Source organism: Oryzihumus sp. JJN4-3R, assembly GCF_057747915.1.
The window spans coordinates 1659734-1685241 of sequence record NZ_CM173229.1; the positions used below are offsets into that span (position 1 = coordinate 1659734).

Consider the following 25508-nt stretch of genomic DNA (forward strand, 5'->3'; position numbering starts at 1 on the left):
TGGCGTTCGTGGGTCGCCGCTCAGGCGAGGCGCGCCACCACGTCGATGTTGCCGCGGGTCGCCTTGGAGTACGGGCAGAACTCGTGGGCGAGGTCGACCAGCTTGCGCGCCACGTCGGGCTCCACACCGGGCACGTCGACGACGAGCTCCACGGCCAGGCCGAAGCCGGTGGTCCCGGTCTTGCCGAAGGACACCTCGGCGGTCACGGTCGCGGCGCTGACGTCCACGCCCTCCTTGCCGGCCATGAAGCCGAGCGCGCCGGAGAAGCAGGCCGCGTAGCCGGCGGCGAACAGCGTCTCGGGGTTGGCCTTGGGCTCGGCGAAGCTGCCGGGGCGGGCCAGCTCGAAGTCCACCACGCCGTCGGCGCTGCTGACGCGGCCGGTCCGGCCGCCCGTGGCGGTGGCGGCGGTGGTGTAGGCGACCTCGGTGACTTCCTCGAACGGCATACAGGACTCCCTGGGTGGGTTGGCTGGGGACTGCCCAGTATGGCGACCGGTCACCCGCGCGAGCGCGGGCACCCCCACCGTGTGGCACGGACGCGCACCGTCGCGGACGTGCGACGATGCGCGAATGCGCCTGTCCCAGATCAACATCCACCCGCTCAAGAGCGGGGCGATCCTGCCGGTCGACCACGCCCGGGTGGAGCCGTGGGGCCTGGCCGGCGACCGTCGCTGGATGGTCGTCGACGGTGCGGGGGTCCTGCTGTCGGCCCGGGAGGAGCGACGGCTCTTCACGATGCGGGCGGCCACGACGGACGCGGCCGACACCCTGACCCTGGAGGCGCCGGGCGCGGTGCCGCTGCGGGTCGGACGCCCCGAGGCCGACCACGTGCCGGTCCGGCTCCACCGGCACGACCTCCTGGCCCGGCCCGCGGGCGACGAGGCGGATGACTGGGTCCGCGCCGTCCTCGGGCGCCCGGACCTGCGCCTGGTCTGGTGCGACGACCCGACCCGCCGCTCCCCGAACCCGGCCTACGGCCGCCCCGGCGACAGCGTGTCCCTTGCCGACGGCTACCCGCTCACCCTGGTCACCACCGCATCCCTGCGCCGGCTCAACGACTGGATCACCGAGGCCGCGCTCGAGCGCGGCGAAGCGGCACCCGATCCCCTTCCCGCGCAACGGTTCCGCCCCAACCTCGTCATCGCAGACGTGAGCGAGGCGTTCGCCGAGGACGACTGGAGGCGGGTGCGCATCGGCAAGGTCGAGCTGCGCGCCGTCAAGGGCATCGACCGTTGCGTGATGACCACCGTCGACCCCGACGACCCGCAGCGCCGCGACAAGGAGCTGATCCGCACCCTGTCGCGACACCGGAAGTGGGACGGGGTCACGTGGTTCGGCCGCCAGCTCATCCCGGACACCCTCGGCACCCTGCGGGTCGGCGACGAGCTCACCGTCCTCGCCTGAGCAGCCTGCGGACGGACCACGGGTATGCCGAAGGCCCGGTCCCAGCGGGACCGGGCCTTCGCACGAGGTCGGCTCAGAGGGCCAGGTGCTTCTCCACGACGGCGGCGAGGCGCTCGGCCGCCGCAGTGGCGCGGTCCTGGTCGTCGGCCTCGACCATGACGCGCACGACCGGCTCGGTGCCGGACTTGCGCAGCAGCACGCGGCCGGCGCCGGCCAGCTCGGCCTCGACGGCGCGCACCTCGGCCTGCACGTCGACGTGGTCGTCCACGCGGGTCTTGTCGACCCCCTTGACGTTGATCATGACCTGCGGCAGGCGGGTCATCACTGACGCGAGGTCCTGCAGGCTGCGACCGGTCTCGGCGACGCGGGAGGCGAGCAGCAGGCCGGTGAGCACCCCGTCGCCGGTGGTGCCATGGTCCAGGGCGATGACGTGCCCGGACTGCTCGCCGCCGAGGGAGAGCTTGGAGGCCTTCATCTCCTCGAGGACGTAGCGGTCGCCGACCGCCGTCTGCTTGACGGTGATGCCCTCGCGCTCGAGTGCCTGGAACATGCCCAGGTTGCTCATGACCGTGGCCACGAGGGTGTCCTGGGCGAGCGTGCCGTGGTCGCGCATCGCCAGGGACAGGATCGCCATGATCTGGTCGCCGTCGACGACCTCGCCGCGGGCGTCCACCGCGAGGCAGCGGTCGGCGTCACCGTCGTGGGCGACCCCGAGGTCGGCGCCGTGCTCCACGACGGCCTTGCACAGGTTGTCCAGGTGCGTGGAGCCGTAGCCCTCGTTGATGTTCAGGCCGTCGGGCTCGCCACCGATGACGACGACGTCGGCGCCGGCCCGGCGGAACGCCTCCGGTGAGACCTCACTGGCGGCGCCGTGGGCGGCGTCGATGACGATACGCAGGCCGTCGAGCCGGTGCGGCAGGGCCGCGAGGAGGTGCTCGACGTAGCGCTCGGCACCGCCCTCGAACGGGCGCAGACGTCCGACACGGTCACCGGTCGGGCGCTCCCACGGCTCGCGCATGCGGGCCTCGATGGCGTCCTCGACGTCGTCGGGGAGCTTGTGGCCGCCGCGGGCGAAGAACTTGATCCCGTTGTCCGGCATCGCGTTGTGCGAGGCCGAGAGCATCACGCCGAGGTCGGCGTCGGAGTCGGCGGTGAGGAAGGCGATCGCCGGGGTCGGCAGGACCCCGGCGTCGAGCACGTCGACGCCGGCGGACAGCAGTCCGGCGGTGACGGCGGCGGCGAGGAACTCCCCCGACGCGCGGGGGTCGCGGCCCAGCACGGCGCGCGGGCGGTGGCCCTCGAAGGCGCCGGCCTCGGCCAGCACATGGGCCGCGGCGACGGACAGGTCCAGGGCGAGCTCGGCGGTGACGAAGCGGTTCGCGAGCCCGCGAACGCCGTCGGTGCCAAAGAGTCGAGCCACAGGTTCAACCTCTCGGTGGAGTCAGGCCCCGCACCGGCCCACCCTGCCGACGGCAGGGGCGAGCAGCGTGAGGCATCTGAGGAAACGTACCCCCAAAGCCGCAGTGGCGGCTCCGAAGGCCCCCGCACCGCGGTGCAGGGTCGGAGCCGCCACTGGCGGGACTGCGAAAAGTCAGCGCTTGCTGTACTGAGGCGCCTTGCGGGCCTTCTTCAGACCAGCCTTCTTGCGCTCCGGGACGCGGGCGTCGCGGGTCAGGAAGCCGGCCTTCTTCAGCGTCGGGCGGTTGGCCTCGGCGTCGACCTCGTTCAGCGAACGGGCCACACCCAGGCGCACGGCGCCGGCCTGGCCGGAGGGGCCACCACCGTGGACGCGCACGAGCACGTCGTAGGAGCCGTCGAGCTCGAGCACCTTCAGGGGCTCGTTGACGATCTGCTGGTGGACCTTGTTCGGGAAGTACTCATCCAGCGTGCGGCCGTTGATCTTCCACTCGCCGGTGCCGGGGACGATGCGCACGCGGGCGATGGCCTGCTTGCGACGGCCGGTGCCGGCGCCGGGGGCGGTCACGACCGGGCGGCGCGCCTCGGACGCGGCCGGGGCCTCGGACTCGCTGGTGTAGTTGGAAAGCTCCTGCTCGTCGGCCGCGTTGTCAGCGGTCTCGACGGGGGTGGTGTCAGCCACGATTCTCCTCGTTCGTTTTCTGCACAGGTCAGGCGGAAGCCGGACTTACTGCGCGACCTGTGAGATCTCGAAGGGCACCGGCTTCTGGGCCTGGTGCGGGTGGGCGCTGCCGGCGTAGACCTTCAGCTTGGACAGCTGCTGGCGGCCGAGGGAGTTCTTGGGGATCATGCCGCGGATGGCCTTCTCGACGGCCTTCTCGGGGCTCTTGGCGAGCAGCTCCTGGTAGGTCGTGGCCTTGAGGCCGCCCGGGAAGCCGGAGTGGCGGTAAGCCTTCTTCTTCTCCAGCTTGGCGCCGGTGAGGGCGACCTTGTCGGCGTTGATGATGATGACGAAGTCACCGGTGTCGACGTGCGGGGCGAAGGTCGGCTTGTGCTTGCCCCGCAGGAGGATCGCGGTCTGGCTCGCGAGGCGGCCAAGGACGACGTCAGTCGCGTCGATGACGTGCCAGGCGCGGGTGACCTCGCTGGCCTTGGGGGTGTACGTACGCACGGATATGCCTTCGTTCTCTCGTGATTTCTCAGCGACGTGGAGTGCGCTGCGCCCGACGGAGCGGGCGCCTGCGACCAGGGCCGCCAATCGCACAACGAGGAATGAGTTTACCGACGGCGTGAACGGCCCTCCAAATCCACGCCAGGACCCCTGTCCTGAGCACGAATCCCCCGGTCAGGGCGCTTTTCGCGCCTGCCGCACCGGCCTTGTGCAAAGAGATTGTGCACACGTATTGTGCATCCGTGACCGGCGCTCCTGCATCCTTCCACGTCGACGGACCGGGCCTGCGCGTCCTCGCCCACCCGGTCCGGGCCCGCCTGCTGGCCGAGCTGCGCAGCACCGGACCGGCCACCGCGACCCGGCTGGCCGTGGCCCTGCGGACGAACTCCGGTGCGACCAGCTACCACCTGCGCAAGCTCGCCGAGGTGGGACTCGTCGTCGACACCGGCGAGGGCGCCGGGCGGCAGCGGGTCTGGGCAGCCAACCCGGGTGGCAGCCCGCGACCTGAGCCCGAGGACGACGGCGGCGACGACGCCGCGCTGGACTGGCTGGCCCGCGACTACGTCCAGCACTTCAGCGAGAAGGCCCAGGACTGGCTGGACTCCCGCGAGGACTGGCCCGAGCCCTGGCAGGAGCAGATCGGCCTCGAGGACCACCTCGTGCTGGTCACCCCCGAGCAGCTGGCCGAGCTCCGCGCGCAGATGCAGGAGCTGCTCGGCCGTTACCGCCGGGTCGGCGCCGGCAACCCGCAGGCCAAGCGGGTCACCGTCTACACCTGCCCGCTGCCGGTCGACCCGCCCCGCCGCCCCTGACCTTTGCTCAGCCCAGGCCGGTTTGCTCATCCCAGACCGCTCGAGCACGCCGGGAGCCGCCGACAGAGCGGTCTGAACTGAGCAAAGCCGTCTCGAGTGAGCACCCGGACGGGTAGTCCGCAGCGGAGGTGTTCGCACACGGTCCGCCGGCGGACGATGGGGCCGTGGGTACGACCACCCCCCACCCGCCGACCTCGCGGGCCCCGGAGCCCTACACCTGGCCGATCCTGGCGATGGTGGCGGCGATCCTGCCGCAGGTCCTGGTCCCTGCCCGCTACCGCGTGGGCCCCATCGCGCTGGTGCCGCTCGTCGAGCTGGCCGTCGTGGGCGTCATGGTCCTCATCGCCGCCCGGCCGGGACCGGTCCCGCGCGGTGCCCGCCCAGCCGTCCTGACCCTGTTCGGCGTGCTCGTCGGCGCCAACACGGTCGGCGCCGGCCGCCTGGTCGCCCTGGTCCTGAGCGGCCACCCGGTCGACGGCACGCCCCTCACGGCCGACCGGCTCCTGGTCGCCGGCGCACTCGCCCTGACGACCAACATGTTCACCTTCGCGCTGCTGTACTGGCAGGTCGACGGCGGTGGCCCCAATACGCGCGCCCTCGGGCCGGCCCACCGCCCCGACTTCCAGTTCCCCCAGACGCTCGACATGGAGCTCGGCGGACCCGACTGGGTGCCGCGGTTCGGGGACTACCTCTACGTGGCCTTCACCAACCTGATCTCGTTCAGCCCGGCCGACGCATCGCCGCTGACCGGCCGCGCCAAGGCACTCATGGCGTTGCAGTCCCTGATCGCCCTCATGGTGATCGTGGTGGTCCTCTCCCGGGTCATCAACATCCTGCCGACACCCGCGAGCTGAACACACGAGAGGCCCCGGTATGCCGGTTGGCCGGCACATCGGGGCCCCTCACCTCCGCGGACCGAGGTCAGTGCTGCACGAACACCGCCACGGTGCGGGCGGGCACCGTCAGCGTGCCGTTGGCCGGGTCCCAGGTGGAGGTCTTGACCACGGGGTCGGCTCCCCCGGCCTGGACCGGGGACAGCGCGAGGTGCGCACCCGCCATACCGGGCAACTTCTGCGCCACGGCGTCCGGCGAGGCGTTGAGCACCACGACGAGCCCGTCGAGCGCCGGGTCCTTGTCGGTGCCCTTGGTGTCGTCGATCCGCATGACGACCACGCCCGGGTGGGCGTCGGCGGTCCCGGAGACCGGGAAGCCGACCTTGGCCCGGATCGCGTCGGCCGAGCCGAGGCGGAACAGCGGCGAGGAGAACCGCAGCCGCAGCAGGTCCTGGGCCTGGGCCGAGGCGGTGGCCACGTCCGTGGCCGAGGGCTTGAGCGCCGGGTTGGCCAGCAGCGGCTTCATGTAGGACCACTTGTTGCTGTTCGAGCCCTCACGGGGCAGGCCGTGCCCGAAGCCGTTGTCCGCGCCGGTCCAGTCCAGGGTGTTGAACCAGTCGCCGCTGTCGTAGCTGTCGCGGTCGAAGCTCTTGCTGCGCAACAGGTCCGCGCCGGCGTGCCAGAACGACGGCGTCTGCGACAGGGCTGTCGTCGCCAGGGACAGCGTGTTCATCCGCACGCGCTCGGCCATCGTCGTCGCCACCGGCAGCTTGTAGGTCAGCGAGTCCCACAGCGTCTCGTTGTCGTGGGCGTCGACGTAGCTGACGACCTCGTCCGGCTGGTCGGCGTAGCCCGCCGGCGAGCCGTTGTAGTCGACCTGGTCACCCCGGACGACCGCACCCTCGGTGTCCTTGAAGGTGAACGCCCGCAGGTTGCCGGCCATCCCGAGCTCGACGAGGTCGGTGTCGTGCCGCAGCGAGGAGGCAGCGCCGCTGTTGACGGGCGCACCGTTGGGGTCGGTCGACTCGCCGCTGCCGAAGCCCTGCTTGCGCGGGTCCTCGTCGAACGGCCCACCGCCGCGGACCGCGTCCCGCAGCCGGTCGGAGAACGTGCCGATGTGGGTGCCGCCGAGCTGGCCCTGCGTGGCCTGGGTGAACAGGGCGTTGTTGGCCACCTCGCCGAAGTTCCAGCCCTCGCCGTAGAGGTAGATCGAGCGGCCGTCGACACCGTCGTGCTGCAGCGTCAGCGCATCCAGGGCGTGGCGCACCGCGAGCATCGTGTCGCGGCTGTGGTGCCCCATCAGGTCGAAGCGGAAGCCGTCGACGTGGTAGCTGCGGGCCCACGAGACCACGGCGTCCACCATGACCTTCTGCGCCATGGCGTGCTCCGTGGCGACGTTCTGGCAGCACGTCGAGGTCTCCACCGCGCCCGTGGCGTTCAGCCGCTGGTAGTAGCCGGGCACAACCCGGTCGAGCACCGACGTCGGCGCCTGGCCGCTCGCCGGGGTGTGGTTGAAGACCTGGTCCAGGACGACCCGCAGGCCGTCACGGTGCAGGCCACCGACCATGGTGCGGAACTGCGCCACCCGCTCGCCGCCGTCGGCCGCCGCGGCGCTGGAGGCGTAGGAGCCCTCCGGGGCCATCCAGTGCCACGGGTCGTAGCCCCAGTTGAACGCGTCCTTGCCGGCCACGGCGGTGACGCACTTCTGCTGCTCGGTGCTGTCCGGCGCGTAGGAGCGCAGGTCACAGGCCGGCGTGGCCTGCTTGGCCGGGTCCTCCTCGATCGAGGCGATGTCGAACGTCGGCAGCAGGTGCACGGTGTTGAGCCCCGCGGCGGCGAGCGCCTTGAGGTGCTTCGTGCCGTCGCCGTTGTCCGCGAACGCCAGGTAGGAACCACGGTGGTCGGCCGGCACGCTGGTGTCGCCGATGGAGAAGTCCCGCACGTGCAGCTCGTAGATCGTGGAGTCCACGTCCTGCTTCAGCGCCGGGGACGGGGTGCCGGACCACAGCGCCGGCCGGTAGGCCGGGTCGGCCAGGTCCACCGCCACCGAGCGGGTGGAGTCCCGCGTCAGCGCCACCGAGTAGGGGTCGGTGACCAGGTTGTGCTCGACCTTGCCGGTGGTGGGGGCGAACACCTCCACGTCATAGAGGTATCGCGCGCCGCGCCACTGCGGGCGGCCCTCCACCGTCCACGAGCCGTCACCCTGGCGCTGCATGGTCACCCGGGTCGCGGCGCTCACCGGGGCGTCGCCGGCCGAGCCGGCCGGCCACGTCAGCAAAGAGACGGACCGGGCCGTCGGCGCCCAGAGGGCGAAGGACGGCGTGCGCCCGTCCCAGCTGACCCCGAGCGCGCGGCGGGAGGCGGCCGGCGCGTAGAGGTCATCGAGCACGCCCGGGGTCTGCACCCCGGTAGCGTCCAGGAGCCGGCCGAGCTCGTCGTAGAGCCCGACGGCGACCTGGCCGCGCAGGATGTCCCCGGCCTGCCTCGCGACCCTGGGGTCCAGCCGCAGCGCGAGGTAGCCCTTGAGCTCGGGGTGCGCGGCGGTGACCGACTCCGGGAGCCCGGACGCGTCATACGTCAGGTCCGCGGTGGAGCCGCCGGTGACGGCCTCGGCGTCGACGCCGAGGTCGCCGGTGGGCGACCAGTGCAGGCGCCAGTGCAGCAGGGCGGGGTTGCTCCCGGCCGGCACGCCGTTGGCGGGCCAGGCGAGCAGGTCGCGGCCGACCCAGTAGGCCTTGGCCTTCTTCAGGTCCGGCGCGGCCCCGGCGCGCGAGGTCTTCACGCTTGCCTGGTGGGTCGCCAGGACGTAGGAGAAGGTCACGACGGTGCCGTCCGAGGGCACCGAGAAGCCGATGTTCGCGCCGCCGGGTGCGCCGCCGGCGCCGTAGTTCTCGTCCCAGCTCAGGCCGTGCGCGACCTTGAACTCGTAGCTGCCGGCAGGGATCTGGTCGGTCGACCAGGTGTAGGTGCCGTCCCCGTCGGGGTCCTGCAGCCACGGGCGCATGCAGTCCGGGCTCCAGTCCGCGGGGCAGCCGAGCTTGCTCTGGAAGGAGCCGGGCGCGGTGATGATCGGGCCCTGCGCGGTGTTCGTGGCGTAGTGGGTGGCGTGGTCGTAGTAGAAGGTCACCGGGCCGCCGGGCGCGGTGTAGGCGATGTTGCTGCCGCCCCTGGCCCCGCCGGCGCCGTAGTTCTCGTCCCAGCTCTTGTTGATCGCGGCCTTGTACTCGTAGTCCCCGGCCGGGATCGAGGTGGACGTGCCCTTCCAGACCTGGTCCTTGGCGTCCAGCGACAGCTGCGCCTGGGCGCAGTCGGGCTGCCAGTCGCCGGAGCAGCCCATCTCGGAGTTGTCGCTGCCCGGCACGCTGACGTAGTCCGGCTGGGTGACCGGGCCGACGCCGCCGGAGCCGCCGGAGCTCCCCGCAGCCTGGGCGTCACCGACGACGCCGTAGGAGGAGCTGGCCGAGAGGTTGCCGCTGCTGTCCTTGGCGACCGCGCGGTACTCCAGCAGGGTGCCCTTGGCCAGGCCGCTGACGTCGTGGAAGACGCGGTACGGCGCGTTGTCGTCGGTGCCGAGGGCGTGCCACTGGCTCGTGCCGGCCGCCCGCCAGGCGAAGCTCACCTGGGCGAAGGCGTTGTCCGCGATGGCCGCCCCGATCTCGGCGCGGCCCCCGACGACTCCCCCTGCCTGCGGCGAGGTGAGGTAGACCGCCGGTGCGCTGCGCCGGTGCGCCAGGCCGCTGCGGGCCTTCCACACCGACACCGACAGGGCCGGGACGGTGACGCTGACCCGGTCGTCGGCACCGGAGACGAGGTCGCCGTCGGCGCCGTAGAGCGGCGCGAAGTGCATGCGGTCGCTGTAGGTGCTGAAGGTCGCCGACCTGGCGGTGCTGGCGTTGTTGGCCACGACGACGTACTCGGTGCCCGTCGCCGCGTCGACCCGGCTGAAGGCGTAGACGCCCGGCCCGTCGGAGGCGTAGCGGTGGACCTGGGCGCCGTCGGCCAGCCCCGGGTTCGCGGCACGCAACCGCTCCAGGGACTGGATCTGCCGGTAGAGCGGCGAGGACTCGTCATACCGGTCCCGGCTGCCGGAGGTGCCACCGAGCACCTCCTGCGAGGCGTACTCGGGCACCTTGGTGGCGAACATGTCCTGGCGGGCGTCCTTGTCACCGCCGCTGCCGATGAAGCCCTGCTCGTCGCCGTAGTAGACGACCGGCTGGCCACGGGTGAGGAACATCAGGTCGTTGGCGAGCTTCGTGCGCGCCATCAGGTCCGGCCCGCTCGAGCCGGAACCCTTGAGCATCATGGCGACCCGGCCCATGTCGTGGTTGCCGAGGAAGGTCGGCAGCTCGTAGGCGTTGGAGTCGGTGTCGGTGTAGTAGTCGTCGTTGGCGAAGAAGTCGCGCAGCCCCGTCGTGGCCTTGCCCTGCGCGAACGCCAGGGCGCCCGACTGGAAGCCGAAGTCCAGCGTGGCGGGCAGCCGGCCGGTGGTGGTGTAGCGGCTCATGAGCTTCGGGTCGGCGTCGTAGACCTCACCGAACTCGAAGAACCTGTCGTTGCCGTCGGCCTTGGCGCGGGCCTGGATGGCCGGCACGAACTGCTGCCAGAACTCCATATTGACGTGCTTGACAGTGTCGATCCGGAAGCCGTCGACGCCGAAGTCGACCCACTTGCTGTAGACGTCGGTCATCCCCTGGACGACCTTGGGCTGCTCGGTCCACAGGTCGTCGAGACCGGCGAAGTCGCCGTACTCCGCGGACTCGCCGGCATAGGTCGAGTCGCCGCGGTTGTGGTAGAGCGTCGGGTCGTTCAGCCAGGCCGGGACCTTCACGGTCTTGTCGGCGTCGCTGTGGAACACCGGCTTGTAGGGGAAGGACGTCTCCGGGTCCAGCGCCGGGAAGGTGCTGCCGCCGGCATACGCCTTGTCGTCAAAGGCCTTCCCGCTGGCGTCGGTGTAGGGCCGGGTCGTCTTGGAGATGTAGCCGTGCTGGTCGCCCTGGTAGTCGATGACGTCGGCGGTGTGGTTGGTGATGATGTCGAAGAAGACCTTCATGCCCTTGGCGTGCGCCGCGGCGATGAGCTGCTTCATCTGCGCGTTGGTGCCCAGGTGCGGGTCGACCTGCGTGAAGTCGGTGATCCAGTAGCCGTGGTAGCCGGCGCTGGCGTTGGCGCCACTGCCCTGCACCGGGCGGTTCTTGAACGCCGGCGTCAGCCAGATCGCCGTGGTGCCAAGGGACTTGATGTAGTCGAGCTTCTGGGTCAGGCCGGCGAGGTCACCGCCGTGGTAGAAGCCCTTGTCGGTCGGGTCGTAGCCGGTGTCCATGCGGGTGCCGGTCAGGCCACCGGTGTCGTTGGCCTTGTCGCCGTTGGCGAACCGGTCGGCCATGACGAAGTAGAACCGCTCGCGGGTCAGCGGCCCGCGCAGGCTGGAGCCGGCGAGCGCCTTGTCGGCGGCCGTTGCCGGGCCGGGCAGGTCCGTCGGCGCGATGCCGATCTTGTGCGTCTGGTCGTCGTAGGACACGTGCAGGGTGGCCGGGCCCTGCAGCACCAGCGGGATGTTGGCGCCGCCCTTGACGCCGTCGGCGCCGTAGCTCTCGTCCCAGCTGCCGTTGATGGCCACCTTGAGCTCGTACTTCCCGGCCGGCACCCGGAAGTCCCTGCTGTATGCCGTGCTGTCACCCTCGCGGGTCAGCACGGTGGCCGCACAGTCCGGTTGCCAGTCGTCGGAGCAGCCCAGCTCGGACTGCAGCGACCCGACGAGGGTGGCCGTGCGCTCGGCCGCCGCGGCGGTCGGCGCCGACGACGGCATCAGCCCGATCCCGGCGAGGGTGGATGCTGCGACGGCAGCGACGAGGGTGGACCAGCGACCGGTCACGGGCACTCCTGGACGTCAGCGAGCGCCCCCTGAGGCCGCCCGTCGGTGAGTCGCGGCCCCCGCCCCGGCGGACCGCCCCGGGAACGCTAGGGCGGTGAGCCGCCGGAAACCAGAGGTGAAGTGCAAAGTTTCAGCAACTTCTTGCAAGCCGCCGTGCTCACCTCAAGCCGCTTTGCGCAGCCCAGGCCGCTCACCGGCGCCGGATCACGCCCGGAAAGCGGTCTGGGCTGAGCAAAGCTGCGCGCGCGTCAGCGGGCCCGCTGGACCCGGCCCTCGTCCCACACCGGCTCGTCGGACTCGTAGACGCTGCCGTCCTGGCCGAACACCAGGTAGCGGTCGAACCCCTTGGCGAACCACCGGTCGTGGGTCACGGCGAGCACCGTGCCGTCGAAGGCGGCCAGGCCCTCCTCCAGCGCCTCGGCGGAATGCAGGTCGAGGTTGTCGGTCGGCTCGTCCAGCAGCAGCATCGTCGCGCCGCTCAGCTCCAGCAGCAGGATCTGGAACCGCGCCTGCTGGCCGCCCGACAGCGAGGCGAACGGCTGCTCCGAGGAGCGGGCCAGGCCGTAGCGGTCCAGCGCCCGCGCCGCCTCGTCGCGCGGCTTGCCGGCCCGGTGCTCGTCGCCGCGGTGCAGGATCTCCAGCAGCGTGCGGCTCATCAGCTCGGGGTGGTCGTGCGTCTGGGCGAACCAGCCGGGACGGACCCGGGAGCCCAGGCGCGCGATACCGGTGTGCTCGACCGGGGAGGGGACCACGTCCCCGACCGGCCGGTGCTCGATGTCCGGGTCGCTGCCGCCGCGGGCCAGGAGACGCAGGAAGTGCGACTTGCCCGAGCCGTTGCTGCCCAGGACGGCCACCCGCTCGCCGTACCAGATCTCGAGGTCGAACGGCTTCATGAGACCCGTCAGCTCCAGGCCCTCGACGATGACCGCCCGCTTGGCGGTGCGACCACCGGTGAGGCGCATCCGCACGTTCTGCTCGACGGCCACGGCCTCGGGCGGGCCGGCCTCCTCGAACTTGGCCAGCCTGGTCTTGGCCGCCTGGTAGCGGCTGGCCAGCCCGTCGTTGTAGGCGGCCTTGGTCTTGTACATCAGCACCAGGGCCTTGAGCTTGGCGTGCTCCTCGTCCCAGCGCCGGCGCAGCTCCTCCAGCTTGGCGTTGCGGTCGATCCGCGCCTGCTGGTACGTCGAGAACCGGCCCGGGTGGACCCACAGCGTGCTCCCGGCCGCGCCCGGCTCCAGGGTCGCGACACGGGTGGCCACCCGGTCGAGCAGCTCGCGGTCGTGGCTGACGAACAGCACCGTCTTGGGCGAGGCGACCAGCTGCTCCTCCAGCCAGCGCTTGGTCGGCACGTCGAGGTAGTTGTCCGGCTCGTCCAGCAGCAGCACCTCCTCCGGGCCGCGCAGCAGCGCCTCGAGGACCAGCCGCTTCTGCTCGCCGCCGGAGAGGGTCCGCACGGTGCGCCACTGCGCCTGCTCGAAGGGCACGCCGAGGGCGGCGACGGTGCAGACGTCCCAGAGCGTCTCGTGCTCGTAGCCGCCGGCGTCGGCCCAGTCGGCCAGCGCCTGGGCGTAGGCCATCTGCACCTTCTCGTCGTCGTGCTCCATCATCGCCAGCTCGGCCGCGTCGACGGCCTCGGCGGCCTGCCGGACGGCGGTCGGGGCGACACCGACGAGCAGGTCGCGCACGGTGGTGTCATCGCGCACCTTGCCGATGAACTGGCGCATGACGCCGAGCCCGCCGCTGCGGGTCACGGCCCCCTCGTGGGCGTCGAGGTCGCCGCTGACGATGCGCAACAGCGTGGTCTTGCCCGTCCCGTTGGGGCCGATCAGGGCCACCTTCGCGCCCTCGCCGACGCGGAGGCTGACCTCCCCGAGCAGGGGTCGCCCGTCGGGCAGGGAGTAGCTGATGGCGTTGATGTCGACGTGGCCCACAACCGCCCACTGTCCCTCACCCGGGGCCGCCGAGTCATCCCGGTTTCGCCCGCAATGCTCCCGGCGGGGCCGGGGCCGTTGGTCAGGGGTTCGTCAAACGCGCCCGCGCGAGGGGGCACCCGACCTCATCCTGAACCCCCGGCACCCCTGCTGCCGGTGACGCCGGAGTGGAGGCAGCATGGCTCGGCACGTGGCCCCTGTTCGCGTTCTCACCCTGACCCTGGCCGCCGCGGCCGCAGGTCTCCTGGGCCTGGCCGCCGCAACCCCGGCCCTGGCCGCCAGGGTCAAGCACGCCAGCCCTCCCCCGACTCCACCGACCCGGGCCATGTGGGTGTGGACCGCCGACGACCCGGCCCAGGTCGTGGCCTACGCCCAGGGCCAAGGGGTCACCCGGCTCTTCGTGGCGGTGCCACCCCAGGTGACCTTCTCCCCCGACCTGCCCCGCCTGCAGCAGCTCAGCACCCAGGCCCGGGCCGCGGGGATGCAGGTCGACGCCCTCGGCGGCGACCCCACCTGGGTCGACTCCCCGTCGTGGGTGGTCTCCAGCTGGCTGACCCCCGCCCTGGCCACCGGGCTGTTCACCGGCGTCCACGTCGACGTGGAGCCCTATGCGCTGGCGTCGTGGTCGACCGACCAGTCCGGCACGGTCAAGCGCTACGTCAGCCTGCTCTCGACGCTGGTGTCCTCGGCCGGCACGAGCCACCCGGTGGAGGCCGACATCCCGTTCTGGTTCAACACGGTCAGCTACGGCCGGACGCCGCTGGACCGGGCCGTCATGACCCGGGTCGCCGGGACCGCCGTGATGGCCTACCGCAACCACGCTGCCGGCACCGACGGCACGCTGGACATCGCCGCCGCGGCGCTGGCCAGTGCGAAGGCGACCGGCAAGCCGATCCGGATCGGCCAGGAGACCAACGACCTCGGCAGCGACCCGGCCGACGTCAAGCAGACCTTCTTCGGGATGACCCGCACCCAGATGGAGGCCGAGCTCGCCCAGGTCGACGCCGCCCTGATGGGCAGCGCCACCTACGCCGGTATCGCGGTCGAGGACTACCGCGGCTGGTCCGCCATGGCTCCCTGACCCGCACAGCGGGTGTCCCGGGTGCGGGCTACCGCGCCGGGCTCGCACCTGCCGGGTCCGACGTCGCGTCGACCGTGCGCACGGCGCGGGCCTCCCGGGCCCGGGCGGCCAGCTCCGGGGCGGGCGGGTAGGAGACCTCTTCCAGGGACAGGCCGTGCGGCGGCATGACGACCACCCGCGGGTCGCGCTGACCGGCGGTGAGGACCTGGGCCGGCCACTCCACCGGCTGGCGCCCCTCCCCCACGGGCAGCACCGCCCCGACGAGCGAGCGGACCATCGAGTGGCAGAAGGCGTCGGCCTCCACCCGCGCGAGCAGCGTGCCGTCCTCGGCGCGGGTCCACGCGTAGTCCAGCAGGGTGCGGATCGTCGTGGCGCCCTCACGCTTCTTGCAGAACGCGGCGAAGTCCTTCAGCCCCAGCAGCAGCTGGGCCGCGGCGTGCATCGCCTCGACGTCGAGCCGGTGCCGCACCACGACGGTGTCCCGGCGGCGCAGCGGGTCGGCGAGCTCGGGGCGGTCGCAGATCCGGTAGAGGTAGCGCCGCTGCACGGCCGAGAAGCGGGCGTCGAAGCCCTCCGGCGCCACGGCCACCTCGCGGACCACGACGTCCGGGGGCAGCACCCCGTTGAGCCGGGTCACGGCCGCCTCGACCGGGGTGCGGTCCGACCGGCCGGGCAGCCGGGAGAACGCCAGCGGGTCGATGTCGGCGTGGCACACCTGCCCGCGCGCGTGCACGCCGGCGTCGGTCCGGCCGGCCACCGTCAGGCGCACCGGCTCCGGCGCCCGCAGCACCGTGGTCAGCGCGCCGGAGAGCACCTCCTCGACGGTGCGCAGGCCGGGCTGGGCCGCCCAGCCGGAGAAGTCCGAGCCGTCGTAGGCGAAGTCGACCCGGACGCGGACGAGCCCGCCGCCCCCTGGGTCGGGGACGACGGGCTCGTCACGGGTCATGCGGTGCAGCCTAACGAGGCCGCGTGAGCCGATCGGCTCAGGCGTCGGCCTTGCCGGCCTCGTCCGTGGCCTCGACGGCCGGGGCCTCGGTGGCCTCGACCTCGGTGGCCTCAGCCGCGGGAGCCTCGACGGTCTCCTCGGCCGGGGCCTCCTTGGCCTTCTTGTCCTTGGCGGACCGCTTGGTCGCAGCCTCGGCCTCGGCGACAGTGGCCTTCTTCGGGGACAGCGGCTCGCGCACCAGCTCGATCACGGCCATGGGGGCGTTGTCGCCCTTGCGGTTGCCGATCTTGGTGATGCGGGTGTAGCCACCGGGACGCAGCTCCATGTCGGGAGCGATCTCGGTGAACAGGCGGTGCACGACACCCTTGTCACGGACGACCGTGAGCACCCGGCGGCGGGCGTGCAGGTCACCGCGCTTGGCGAACGTGATCAGACGCTCGGCCAGCGGGCGCAGGCGCTTGGCCTTGGCCTCGGTGGTCGTGATCTGGTCGTGCTCGAACAGCGAGGTGGCCAGGTTGGCCAGGATGAGCCGCTCGTGCGCCGGACCGCCGCCGAGGCGGGGACCCTTGGTGGGCGTGGGCATGGGTTGTTCTCCTCAGAGTTCTGACCGAACCGCCGAATGCGGGTTGGTCACAGAGTCGGTCAGGTGGGTCAGTACTGCTCGTCCTCGACGAAGGACTGGTCCTCGTCGAAGTCGTCGTCGAAGCTGCCCACGACAGCGCTCGGGTCGAACCCGGGCGGGCTGTCCTTGAGCTGCAGCCCCATGCCGACCAGCTTGGCCTTGACCTCGTCGATCGACTTCGCACCGAAGTTGCGGATGTCGAGCAGGTCGGCCTCGCTGCGGGCCACGAGCTCACCCACGGTGTGGATGCCCTCGCGCTTGAGGCAGTTGTAGGAACGGACCGTGAGGTCCAGGTCCTCGATCGGCAGCGCCAGGTCGGCCGCCAGGGCGGCGTCGGTCGGGCTCGGGCCCATGTCGATGCCCTCGGCCTCGACGTTGAGCTCACGGGCCAGGCCGAACAGCTCCACCAGCGTCTTGCCGGCCGAGGCCATGGCGTCGCGCGGGGCGATGCTGTTCTTGGTCTCGACGTCGACGATCAGCTTGTCGAAGTCGGTGCGCTGCTCGACGCGGGTGGCCTCGACCTTGTAGGTCACGGCCAGCACCGGGCTGTAGATCGAGTCGACCGGGATGCGGCCGATCTCGGCGTCGCCGCTCTTGTTCTGGGCGGCGGAGACGTAGCCACGGCCACGCTCGACCGTCAGCTCCATCTCGAGCTTGCCCTTGCCGTTGAGCGTGCCGATGTGCAGGTCCGGGTTGTGGACCTCGACACCGGCCGGGGGGGCGATGTCAGCAGCGGTGACGGCGCCGGGGCCCTGCTTGCGCAGGTACATGACGACCGGCTCGTCATGCTCGCTGGAGACGACCAGGCCCTTGATGTTCAGGATGATCTCGGTGACGTCCTCCTTGACACCGGGGACCGTCGAGAACTCGTGGAGCACGCCGTCGATGCGGATGCTGGTGACCGCGGCGCCCGGGATGCTCGAGAGCAGGGTGCGGCGCAGGGAGTTGCCGAGGGTGTAGCCGAAGCCCGGCTCGAGCGGCTCGATGACGAACCGCGAGCGCGCGTCGGAGACGACGTCCTCGCTGAGGGTGGGGCGCTGTGCGATGAGCACTTTTTTCTTCCTTCCCACGGGCGACCGCTATTTGACGCCTCGTGAAACTGCGGACCCGCGACGGTCCGCGGCCCCTGGCACCTCTGTCCGTGCCACGAGCCCGGGGTATGCCGGGTGGTTGCCTCCCGGGGGAGGTGGCCACCCGGCATACCGGGTGAAAAACCTCAGTTCTTCGAGTAGAGCTCCACGATGAGCTGCTCCGTGAGGATCGTGTCGATCTGCGCACGGACGGGCAGCTGGTGGATCAGGACCCGGAGCGAGCCGGGGACGACCTGCATCCAGGCCGGGACGGGACGCTCACCGAAGGTCTGGCGGGCCAGCTCGATCGGGAAGGTCTCGGCCGACTTCGGACGGACGTCGATGATGTCGTACTGCGAGACGCGGTAGGACGGGACGTCGACGCGGACGCCGTTGACCAGGAAGTGACCGTGGGTCACCAGCTGGCGGGCGGCGCGACGGGTCCGGGCCAGGCCGGCGCGGTAGATCACGTTGTCCAGGCGGGACTCGAGGATCTGCAGCAGGTTCTCACCGGTCTTGCCGGGGCGGCGCGAGGCCTCCTCGTAGTAACCGCGGAACTGCTTCTCCATGACGCCGTAGGTGAAGCGGGCCTTCTGCTTCTCCTGCAGCTGGGTGAGGTACTCCTTCTCCTGGATCCGGCGACGGCCGTGCTGGCCGGGCGGGAAGGGACGGAGCTCGAAGTTCTTGTCGCCGCCGACGAGGTCGACCTTGAGGCGACGCGACTTCTTGGTGATGGGGCCGGTGTAACGAGCCATGTCTTATCTCTCTCCCGGTCTCAGACGCGACGGCGCTTGGGCGGACGGACGCCGTTGTGCGGCGAGGGCGTGACGTCGCTGATGGCGCCGACCTCGAGGCCGGTGGCGGTCAGCGAGCGGATGGCGGTCTCACGACCGGAACCCGGGCCCTTGACGAAGACGTCGACCTTGCGCATGCCGTGCTCCATGGCACGACGCGCGGCGGCCTCGGCGGCCATCTGCGCTGCGAACGGGGTGGACTTGCGGGAGCCCTTGAAGCCGACCTGGCCGGCAGAGGCCCACGAGATCACGGCCCCGGTGGGGTCGGTGATCGAGATGATGGTGTTGTTGAACGTGCTCTTGATGTGAGCGTGCCCGTGGGCGACGTTCTTCTTCTCCTTGCGGCGCACCTTCTTGGCGCCCGCAGCCGTACGGCTCTTGGGAGGCATGCGGTAGATCTCCTACGTGGTTGAAGTGTGGTCCGACTCGGTTCGCCGTCCCGCGGATGTGCGGCCCGGCGATCGGATCACGAGCGGACTTACTTCTTGCCGGCCTTCTTCTTGCCGGCCACAGTGCGCTTCGGGCCCTTGCGGGTGCGCGCGTTGGTCTTGGTGCGCTGACCGCGAACGGGCAGGCCGCGACGGTGACGCAGACCCTCGTAGCTGCCGATCTCGACCTTGCGGCGGATGTCGGCGGCGACCTCACGGCGGAGGTCACCCTCGACCTTGAAGTTGCCCTCGAGGTAGTCGCGGAGCTTGACCAGCTCCTCGTCGCCGAGGTCGCGGACGCGGGTGTCGGGGTTGACGCCCGTCGCCGCAAGGGTCTCCTTCGCGCGGGTGCGCCCCACGCCGAAGATGTAGGTGAGTGCGATCTCCACGCGCTTCTCGCGCGGGAGGTCCACACCAACAAGACGTGCCATCTTGTGTGTTCTCCTGATCAACACGGAGGTCTGGAGCAACGCCGGTCCGCTTCCGGCCGCGGGATCTGTCCCGTGGCCCACGGTCCCCGGCCTCCGTGCCGGGGGTGACGTCCAGGTGGTCCTGGGGTCGGGCGCTGCGTTGTTGTCTTGCGTTCTCGGAAGAGCGCGAGTGGTGCTCGGTGGGTTTCTGCTCAGCCCTGGCGCTGCTTGTGGCGCAGGTTCTCGCAGATCACCATGACCCGGCCGTGACGGCGGATCACCTTGCACTTGTCGCAGATCTTCTTGACGCTCGGCTGAACCTTCATCTGCCTGCTGTCTTTAGATCGGGCCCCCCGTCGCCCACCGCGCGGACGCGGCGGAACCCCGGGGAGTCTGGTGGGATCGGGAGTGGTGAGACACCCGGTCAGCGGTAACGGAAGACGATGCGGCCACGGGTCAGGTCATACGGGCTGAGCTCCACCACCACGCGGTCCTCGGGGAGGATCCGGATGTAGTGCTGGCGCATCTTGCCCGAGATGTGAGCGAGGACCTTGTGACCGTTGGTGAGCTCCACGCGAAACATCGCGTTCGGCAGAGCCTCGACGATCGTGCCCTCGATCTCGATGACACCGTCCTTCTTGGCCATTTCCTCCGCAATCCGATGATCGGGTCGACCCCCGGCGGGGGCCGGCCAGTGACCTCCACTGACGTTTCAACCCGGCACACGGGACGGCACGCGCGGCATGCCTCGGGCGGGCCCGGGGCATGCAGGACGAGACATTCGTGAGCCGACGCACCAGCCTACGCCATCCCCCCACAGGAGGAGAAATCGGCGAGGTGCGGATCGCGGCTGGTCAGGCCCGGTGCGCAGCACCGGGGAGGGTCAGTCCAGCGGTGCGTATGGCGCGCCGAGGGCTTCCAGCCTCGCCTGGCCGCCGTCGAGCTCGGTGAGCACCCAGAGCCCGGCCTCGGTCACGGCGACCGAGTTCTCCCAGTGCGCGGCGCGCGAGCCGTCGGTGGTCACGACCGTCCAGTCGTCCTCCAGGACCGCCGTGTCGGCCGAGCCCAGGGTGACCATCGGCTCGATGGCGACCGTGAGACCCGAGCGCACCGTCGGGCCACGGTCGCGCACGCGATAGTTGGGCACCTGCGGGTCCTGGTGCATCTCGGTGCCGATGCCGTGGCCGACGTAGTCCTCGACGATGCCGTAGTCGGCGCCGTTGGAGGCGGCAGCCGCGGTGACGGCGTCCTCGACAGCCGCGCCCACGGCATACAGGGGCTCGCCGACCCTGAGCGCGGCGATGCCGGCCCACATGGAGGCCTCCGTGGCGTCGATGAGCGCCAGGTCTGCCGGCGTGCCGGCCTCGCGACCGCCGACGACCAGGGAGATGGCGGCGTCGCCGTGCCAGCCCTCGACGATGGCGCCGCAGTCGATGGAGACCAGGTCACCCTCGCGCAGCTCGCGGCTGCCCGGGATGCCGTGGACGACCTCCTCGTTCACGCTGACGCACAGGGTGCCGGTGAAGCCGTGGTAGCCCAGGAAGGACGGGACCGCCCCCGCACCGCGGATGTGCTCCTCGGCCACGCGGTCGAGGTCGGCGGTGGTCATGCCCGGGCGGACCTGCTCGCGCAGCAGGGCCAGGGTCTCCCCCACGACCAGGCCGGCCCGGCGCATGCGCCGGATCTGGTCCTCGGTCTTGGTGTCGAGGCGGTTGCGTCCGAACACGGGCCTCAGGCCCCGAGGGCCGACTCGAGGCGGGCGGTGACGGCGTCGACGTCACCCATGCCGTCCACCTGGCGCAGCAGGCCCCGCTCGCGGTAGATCGCAGCCAGGGGCGCGGTCTCCTCGACGTAGACCTCCTGGCGGTGCCGGATGACCTCTTCGGTGTCGTCGGCGCGCCCCTCGAGCTCGGCACGCTTGAGCAGCCGGCTGACGACCTCGTCGGTGTCGGCGGTCAGCTCGAGCACGGCGTCAAGGCGGTGGCCGCCCTCGGCCAGCATCGCGTCGAGCTCGGCCACCTGGGCCTGGGTGCGCGGGTAGCCGTCCAGCAGGAAGCCCTTGGCGGCGTCGTCCTGCTCCAGGCGGTCACGCACGATCGCGTTGGTGACCTCGTCCGGCACGTACTTGCCCGCGGCGAGGATCTCCTGGACCTGCTTGCCCAGGGCGGTGCCGTTCTTGATGTTGCTGCGGAAGATGTCGCCGGTCGAGATCGCCGGGATACCGAGGCGGTCGGCGATGCGGGCAGCCTGCGTGCCCTTACCGGCGCCGGGCGGGCCGAGGATGATGAGACGCATCAGCGGAGGAACCCTTCGTAGTGACGCTGCTGCAGCTGGGACTCGATCTGCTTCACCGTCTCCAGGCCGACACCGACGATGATCAGGATCGAGGTGCCGCCGAAGGGGAAGTTCTGGTCAGCGCCGACGAGGACGAAGGCGATGAGCGGGATCAGGGAGATGAGTCCGAGGTAGAGGGCGCCCGGCACGGTGATCCGGGTGAGGACGTAGTCGAGGTACTCGGCCGTGGGTCGCCCGGCCCGGATACCCGGGATGAAACCACCGTACTTCTTCATGTTGTCGGCGACTTCATCGGGGTTGAACGTGATGGACACGTAGAAGAACGTGAAGAACAGGATCAGCCCGACGTAGGCGAGCATGTAGATCGGGTGGTCACCGCGGGTGAGGTTCTGGTCCACCCAGGTCACCCAGGCCGGCGGCCGGCCGGTGCCGCGCTGGAACTGCGCGATCAGCGAGGGCAGCGACAGCAGCGACGAGGCGAAGATGACCGGGATGACACCCGCCATGTTGACCTTGAGCGGGATGTAGGTGGAGGTGCCGCCGTACATCCGGCGACCGATCATCCGCTTGGCGTACTGCACGGGGATGCGGCGCTGGGACTGCTCGACGAACACGACGGCCGCGATGACCACCAGGCCGAGCACGATGACGATGAAGAACTTGTCCCAGCCCTTGGTGCGCAGCGCCCACAGCGAGGTCGGGAAGCGCGCGGCGATCGAGGTGAAGATCAGCAGGGACATGCCGTTGCCGATGCCGCGGTCGGTCACCAGCTCACCGAGCCACATGATGACGCCGGTGCCGGCGGTCATCGTGAGCACCATGATGAGGATGGTGGGCAGGCTCTGGTCCGGCATGATGCTGGTGCACTGGGAGCCGAAGAGCTGGCTGGGGTTGCGCGCGATCGTCACCAGGGTGGCCGACTGGAGGATGGCCAGTCCGATGGTGAGGTAGCGGGTGTACTGCGTCAGCTTCGCCGTGCCGGTCTGACCCTCCTTCTTGAGGGTCTCGAAGCGCGGGATCACCACGGTGAGCAGCTGGATGATGATGCTCGAGGTGATGTAGGGCATGATCCCCAGCGCGAAGATCGACAGCTGGAGCAGCGCGCCACCGCTGAACAGGTTGACCAGCGACAGCACGCCGGTCGTCGAGGCGCCCTTGATGCAGTTCTGCACCTGGCTGTAGCTCACGCCCGGGGTCGGCACCAGTGAGCCGAGGCGGAACACGGCCATGATCGCCAGCGTGAACAGGAGCTTCTTGCGCAGGTCCGGCGTCCTGAACGCACGGGCGAAAGCGGTGAGCACTGGTCCTCCTGCGGGCCACCGGATCCGGTGGCCATCTGATGGGGCGAACGAACGGGGGACGACGAGGCTCCCCCGGTCATCCGGTGAGCCTACCGTCCTAGACAGCGCCCCGGGCTTCCGGGCCTCGGGGACCCGGCGCCCGGGGCGCTGACTTACTGCTTCAGTATGCGGTTGTCGACCGGACCGTGTCTGGTCAGACCTCGGTCGCCGTGCCGCCGGCGGCCTCGATCTTGTCCTTGGCCGAGGCCGAGAACTTCTGCACGGAGACGTTCACCTTGACGGTGATCTCGCCGGTGCCGAGCACCTTGACCGGGGCGCCCTTGCGGACGGCACCCTTGGCCACGAGGTCCTCCACGGTGATGTCGCCACCGTCGGGGTACAGCGCCGAGATGCGGTCGAGGTTGACGACCTGGTACTCGGTGCGGAACGGGTTCTTGAAGCCCCGGAGCTTGGGCAGCCGCATGTGCAGCGGCATCTGCCCACCCTCGAAGCGCTCGGGAACCTGGTAACGCGCCTTCGTACCCTTGGTACCGCGACCAGCGGTCTTGCCCTTGCTGCCCTCACCACGACCCACGCGGGTCTTGGCGGTCTTGGCACCAGGAGCCGGGCGAAGGTGGTGCACCTTCAGCGCGGACGGGTCCTTGGCCATGATCAGTCAACCTCCTCGACGGTGACCAGGTGGGTCACCGTGCGGACCATCCCGCGGATCTCGGGGCGGTCCTCCTTGACGACGACGTCGCCGATGCGCTTCAGACCGAGGCTGCGCAGCGTGTCGCGCTGGTTCTGCTTGCCGCCGATCTCTGAACGGGTCTGGGTCACCTTCAGACGAGCCATCAGGAGTTCACCCCCGCGGCACGGGCACGCAGCAGCGCGGCCGGGGCGACGTCCTCGAGGGGCAGGCCACGGCGAGCCGCGACAGCCTCGGGGCGCTCGAGGCCACGCAGGGCCTCGACCGTCGCGTGGACGATGTTGATGGCGTTGTCCGAGCCCAGGGACTTGGACAGCACGTCGTGGATGCCGGCGCACTCGAGCACGGCGCGCACCGGACCACCGGCGATGACACCGGTACCGGGAGCGGCCGGACGGAGCAGGACGACGCCCGCGGCAGCCTCACCCTGGACGGGGTGGGGGATGGTGCCCTGGATGCGGGGGACGCGGAAGAAGTTCTTCTTCGCCTCCTCGACACCCTTGGCGATCGCCGCGGGCACCTCCTTGGCCTTGCCGTAGCCGACGCCCACGGTGCCGTCACCGTCGCCCACCACGACCAGCGCGGTGAAGCTGAAGCGACGACCACCCTTGACGACCTTGGCGACGCGGTTGATGGTCACGACGCGCTCGACGTAAGCGGTCTTCTCCGCAGCGTTGTCGCGACGGTTGTCGCGGTCACGACGGTTGCCGCCACGGTCGCTGCGCTCGTTGCCGGCAGTGCCGGCACCGGTGGCGCCTCGGCGCTGGGGTCCAGCCATCAGACGTTCCTCTTCTCTGAAATCTCGAAGGCAGTGCAGTGGGTCATCACAGAGCCAACCCACCCTCACGGGCGCCGTCGGCGACCGCCGCGATCCGGCCGTGGTAGCGGTTGCCGCCCCGGTCGAAGACGACGGAGTCGACGCCGGCGGCCTTCGCGCGCTCAGCGACGAGCTCGCCGACCTTGCGGGACTTGGCCGACTTGTCGCCCTCGAAGGAACGCAGGTCCGCTTCCATGGTCGAGGCCGAGGCCACCGTCTTGCCGACGGTGTCGTCGATGACCTGGACGAAGACGTGACGGCTCGAGCGCGTGACCACCAGACGGGGACGCAGCGCCGTACCGGCGACCTTCTTGCGGACGCGCAGGTGGCGACGACCGCGAGCAGCGCTCTTGCTCTTGCCGCGCTTGACGATCAATGCCATGGCTTACTTACCAGCCTTTCCGACCTTGCGACGGATCTGCTCGCCCGCGTAGCGAACGCCCTTGCCCTTGTACGGGTCGGGCTTGCGCAGCTTGCGGATGTTGGCGGCGACCTCGCCGACCAGCTGCTTGTCGATGCCCTGGACCGCGAAGCGGGTGGGGTTCTCGACGGTGAAGGAGATGCCCTCGGGCGCCTTCACGGTGATCGGGTGGCTGTAGCCGAGGGCGAACTCGAGGTCCGAGCCCTTCGCGGCCACGCGGTAACCCGTGCCGTGGATCTCCATCTTCTTCTCATAGCCCTCGGTGACACCGAGAACCATGTTGTTGATGAGCGTGCGGGTCAGGCCGTGCAGCGAACGCGAGAGGCGCTCGTCGTTCGGGCGCTTGACCTCGACCGCGCCGTCCTCGGCCTTGTTGACCGTGATCGGCTCGCGCACGACGTGCTCCAGCTGGCCCTTGGGCCCCTTGACCGTGACGGCCTGGCCGTCGATGGTCACGTCGACACCGGCAGGCACGGAAACAGGAAGTCGTCCAATACGGGACATGGGTTCTTCTCCTCCTCTTCCTGTTACCAGACGTAGGCGAGGACTTCTCCGCCTACACCCTTCTTGGCCGCCTGCTTGTCAGTGAGCAAGCCGGACGACGTGGAAATGATGGCCACACCGAGACCGCCGAGGACCTTGGGCAGGTTCGTCGACTTCGCGTAGACGCGCAGACCGGGCTTGGACACGCGACGCACGCCAGCGATGGAACGCTCGCGGTTCGGGCCGTACTTCAGGTCGATGGTCAGCGTCTTGCCGACCTCGGCGTCCTCGACCTTCCAGCCGGCGATGTAGCCCTCGGCCTGGAGGATCTCAGCGATGTGGGACTTGAGCTTGGAGAACGGCATGGAGACCACGTCGTGGTGCGCCGAGTTGGCGTTCCGGACGCGGGTCAACATGTCCGCAATCGGGTCTGTCATTGTCATTGGGCTTCTCCGCCCTTCCTCACCGGGGTTTCAGCGGCCCACGGTTCTGCCGCCGACCTACGGTGTAAGAGGTTTGTAGGGATTACCAGCTGCTCTTCGTCACACCGGGCAGCTCGCCACGGTGGGCCATCTCGCGAAGGCACACGCGGCACAGGCCGAACTTGCGGTAGACCGAGTGCGGACGGCCACACCGCTGGCAGCGGGTGTAGGCGCGAACCTTGAACTTGGGCTTGGCGTTGGCCTTGTTGATCAGCGCGGTCTTGGCCACGG

The 25508-nt window shown here is 70.5% G+C and carries 28 protein-coding genes; 4 read left to right on the forward strand and 24 right to left on the reverse strand.

The features are described from left to right. Nucleotides 1-20: 20 nt before the first annotated feature. Nucleotides 21-446 carry an Ohr family peroxiredoxin gene (locus tag AC3ANM_RS07565; protein WP_488287530.1) on the reverse strand — a complete coding sequence of 142 codons (426 nt, stop codon included), beginning with the start codon at nt 444-446 and terminating at the stop codon, nt 21-23. Nucleotides 447-570: 124 nt separating this feature from the next. Between AC3ANM_RS07565 and AC3ANM_RS07570 the strand changes: the two genes are divergently transcribed. Beyond that, nucleotides 571-1404 (forward strand): MOSC domain-containing protein, encoded by an 834-nt coding sequence (locus AC3ANM_RS07570; protein ID WP_488287531.1) that lies wholly within the window; start codon nt 571-573, stop codon nt 1402-1404. Nucleotides 1405-1477: 73 nt separating this feature from the next. On the opposite strand, the gene glmM is transcribed toward AC3ANM_RS07570, so the two are convergent. From glmM to rplM, 3 genes are all read right to left on the reverse strand, one after another. Next, nucleotides 1478-2824, reverse strand: coding sequence for a phosphoglucosamine mutase (gene glmM / locus AC3ANM_RS07575; protein WP_488287532.1), 1347 nt, complete (start codon nt 2822-2824; stop codon nt 1478-1480). 171 nt (nt 2825-2995) lie between these two features. Beyond that, on the reverse strand, nt 2996-3502 hold the full coding sequence (gene rpsI / locus AC3ANM_RS07580) for a 30S ribosomal protein S9 (protein ID WP_488287533.1): 507 nt from the start codon (nt 3500-3502) through the stop codon (nt 2996-2998). Nucleotides 3503-3547: 45 nt separating this feature from the next. Then, nucleotides 3548-3991, reverse strand: a complete 444-nt coding sequence (rplM, locus tag AC3ANM_RS07585) for a 50S ribosomal protein L13 (protein WP_488287534.1) — start codon at nt 3989-3991, stop codon at nt 3548-3550. A gap of 242 nt (nt 3992-4233) precedes the next feature. On the opposite strand from rplM, the gene AC3ANM_RS07590 reads away from it, so the two are divergent. After that, nucleotides 4234-4803 (forward strand): winged helix-turn-helix domain-containing protein, encoded by a 570-nt coding sequence (locus AC3ANM_RS07590; protein WP_488287535.1) that lies wholly within the window; start codon nt 4234-4236, stop codon nt 4801-4803. Nucleotides 4804-4967: 164 nt separating this feature from the next. Next, a complete protein-coding gene (locus AC3ANM_RS07595; protein WP_488287536.1) occupies nt 4968-5657 on the forward strand; it encodes a hypothetical protein in 690 nt (229 codons plus the stop codon). A gap of 67 nt (nt 5658-5724) precedes the next feature. Here the strand turns inward: AC3ANM_RS07595 and pulA are convergent, their stop codons facing one another. Together pulA and AC3ANM_RS07605 are read right to left on the reverse strand one after the other, a co-directional pair. Beyond that, entirely contained in the window at nt 5725-11508 is a 5784-nt protein-coding gene (pulA, locus tag AC3ANM_RS07600) for a pullulanase-type alpha-1,6-glucosidase (RefSeq protein ID WP_488287537.1), read from the reverse strand. A gap of 248 nt (nt 11509-11756) precedes the next feature. Continuing rightward, entirely contained in the window at nt 11757-13439 is a 1683-nt protein-coding gene (locus AC3ANM_RS07605) for an ABC-F family ATP-binding cassette domain-containing protein (protein WP_488287538.1), read from the reverse strand. A gap of 178 nt (nt 13440-13617) precedes the next feature. Here AC3ANM_RS07605 and AC3ANM_RS07610 point away from each other — a divergent pair, with 178 nt between their 5' ends. Next, entirely contained in the window at nt 13618-14520 is a 903-nt protein-coding gene (locus tag AC3ANM_RS07610) for a hypothetical protein (protein WP_488287539.1), read from the forward strand. A gap of 28 nt (nt 14521-14548) precedes the next feature. Here the strand turns inward: AC3ANM_RS07610 and truA are convergent, their stop codons facing one another. The 18 genes from truA to AC3ANM_RS07700 all read right to left on the reverse strand — a co-directional run bounded on the left by truA (nt 14549) and on the right by AC3ANM_RS07700 (nt 25506). Next, on the reverse strand, nt 14549-15466 hold the full coding sequence (gene truA / locus AC3ANM_RS07615) for a tRNA pseudouridine(38-40) synthase TruA (RefSeq protein WP_488287540.1): 918 nt from the start codon (nt 15464-15466) through the stop codon (nt 14549-14551). Between the two features lie 37 nt (nt 15467-15503). Further along, entirely contained in the window at nt 15504-16049 is a 546-nt protein-coding gene (gene rplQ / locus AC3ANM_RS07620) for a 50S ribosomal protein L17 (RefSeq protein WP_488287541.1), read from the reverse strand. Between the two features lie 68 nt (nt 16050-16117). Further along, the gene (locus AC3ANM_RS07625; RefSeq protein WP_488287542.1) at nt 16118-17140 is read right to left on the reverse strand and encodes a DNA-directed RNA polymerase subunit alpha; all 1023 of its coding nucleotides are present in this window, start codon (nt 17138-17140) and stop codon (nt 16118-16120) included. 164 nt (nt 17141-17304) lie between these two features. Then, a complete protein-coding gene (rpsD, locus tag AC3ANM_RS07630) occupies nt 17305-17913 on the reverse strand; it encodes a 30S ribosomal protein S4 (RefSeq protein WP_488287543.1) in 609 nt (202 codons plus the stop codon). Between the two features lie 20 nt (nt 17914-17933). Then, nucleotides 17934-18341, reverse strand: coding sequence for a 30S ribosomal protein S11 (gene rpsK / locus AC3ANM_RS07635; protein ID WP_091756329.1), 408 nt, complete (start codon nt 18339-18341; stop codon nt 17934-17936). A gap of 89 nt (nt 18342-18430) precedes the next feature. Next, a complete protein-coding gene (gene rpsM / locus AC3ANM_RS07640; RefSeq protein WP_141789336.1) occupies nt 18431-18811 on the reverse strand; it encodes a 30S ribosomal protein S13 in 381 nt (126 codons plus the stop codon). A gap of 191 nt (nt 18812-19002) precedes the next feature. Then, entirely contained in the window at nt 19003-19116 is a 114-nt protein-coding gene (gene rpmJ, locus AC3ANM_RS07645) for a 50S ribosomal protein L36 (RefSeq protein WP_010148647.1), read from the reverse strand. 98 nt (nt 19117-19214) lie between these two features. Beyond that, nucleotides 19215-19436, reverse strand: coding sequence for a translation initiation factor IF-1 (infA, locus tag AC3ANM_RS07650; protein ID WP_006946284.1), 222 nt, complete (start codon nt 19434-19436; stop codon nt 19215-19217). Between the two features lie 237 nt (nt 19437-19673). Next, a complete protein-coding gene (map, locus tag AC3ANM_RS07655; RefSeq protein WP_488287544.1) occupies nt 19674-20516 on the reverse strand; it encodes a type I methionyl aminopeptidase in 843 nt (280 codons plus the stop codon). A gap of 5 nt (nt 20517-20521) precedes the next feature. Next, nucleotides 20522-21085, reverse strand: a complete 564-nt coding sequence (locus tag AC3ANM_RS07660) for an adenylate kinase (protein WP_488287545.1) — start codon at nt 21083-21085, stop codon at nt 20522-20524. Next, on the reverse strand, nt 21085-22386 hold the full coding sequence (secY, locus tag AC3ANM_RS07665) for a preprotein translocase subunit SecY (protein ID WP_488287546.1): 1302 nt from the start codon (nt 22384-22386) through the stop codon (nt 21085-21087). Before secY ends, AC3ANM_RS07660 begins: the two co-directional genes overlap by 1 nt. A gap of 193 nt (nt 22387-22579) precedes the next feature. Then, complete coding sequence (gene rplO / locus AC3ANM_RS07670) at nt 22580-23035, reverse strand: 50S ribosomal protein L15 (protein ID WP_141789340.1); 456 nt, start codon at nt 23033-23035, stop codon at nt 22580-22582. 2 nt (nt 23036-23037) lie between these two features. After that, the gene (gene rpmD / locus AC3ANM_RS07675) at nt 23038-23220 is read right to left on the reverse strand and encodes a 50S ribosomal protein L30 (RefSeq protein WP_141789341.1); all 183 of its coding nucleotides are present in this window, start codon (nt 23218-23220) and stop codon (nt 23038-23040) included. Then, nucleotides 23220-23852, reverse strand: coding sequence for a 30S ribosomal protein S5 (gene rpsE, locus AC3ANM_RS07680; RefSeq protein WP_488287547.1), 633 nt, complete (start codon nt 23850-23852; stop codon nt 23220-23222). The genes rpmD and rpsE overlap by 1 nt, the downstream gene beginning before the upstream one ends. A 46-nt stretch (nt 23853-23898) precedes the next feature. After that, nucleotides 23899-24273 (reverse strand): 50S ribosomal protein L18, encoded by a 375-nt coding sequence (gene rplR, locus AC3ANM_RS07685; RefSeq protein ID WP_488287548.1) that lies wholly within the window; start codon nt 24271-24273, stop codon nt 23899-23901. A gap of 3 nt (nt 24274-24276) precedes the next feature. Then, a complete protein-coding gene (rplF, locus tag AC3ANM_RS07690; protein WP_488287549.1) occupies nt 24277-24816 on the reverse strand; it encodes a 50S ribosomal protein L6 in 540 nt (179 codons plus the stop codon). A 23-nt stretch (nt 24817-24839) separates the two neighbouring features. Next, nucleotides 24840-25238 carry a 30S ribosomal protein S8 gene (gene rpsH / locus AC3ANM_RS07695; RefSeq protein ID WP_141789344.1) on the reverse strand — a complete coding sequence of 133 codons (399 nt, stop codon included), beginning with the start codon at nt 25236-25238 and terminating at the stop codon, nt 24840-24842. Nucleotides 25239-25320: 82 nt separating this feature from the next. Further along, nucleotides 25321-25506, reverse strand: coding sequence for a type Z 30S ribosomal protein S14 (locus AC3ANM_RS07700; protein ID WP_050347855.1), 186 nt, complete (start codon nt 25504-25506; stop codon nt 25321-25323). Between the last annotated feature and the right edge of the window lie 2 nt (nt 25507-25508).